Annotated in this window: 1 protein-coding gene; it reads right to left on the bottom strand. The window is 31.6% G+C overall.

Going from position 1 to position 206, the window contains the following annotated elements; translation table 11 throughout:
- A partial coding sequence (locus HMPREF3057_RS09565) for a TetR/AcrR family transcriptional regulator (protein ID WP_142350362.1) occupies positions 1-206 on the bottom strand: 206 nt, incomplete at both ends.

Raw genomic sequence — 206 nt, 5'->3', positions numbered from 1 at the left:
AATCTTCAGCGGTATTTTCTGGTGAACTAATATCGAGTTGATTAAATTGAGTCGATGTCCAAATTTGGGATATACATTCATCTTCCATATCGGTTAATAACATGTATTTATCTTCATAATGTAAGTAAAATGTACCACGATTAATATCTGCTTGATCTGAAATATCTTGAACAGTAATTTTGTCGAGGTCTTTACGCTTTAAAAGG

It is taken from the genome of Streptococcus sp. HMSC072D05, from assembly GCF_001815805.1.
In the GTDB taxonomy this organism is placed as follows: Bacteria; Bacillota; Bacilli; order Lactobacillales; family Streptococcaceae; genus Streptococcus.
The sequence above is the reverse complement of the archived record's forward strand: the minus strand, read 5'-3'. Positions and strand labels throughout refer to the sequence as shown.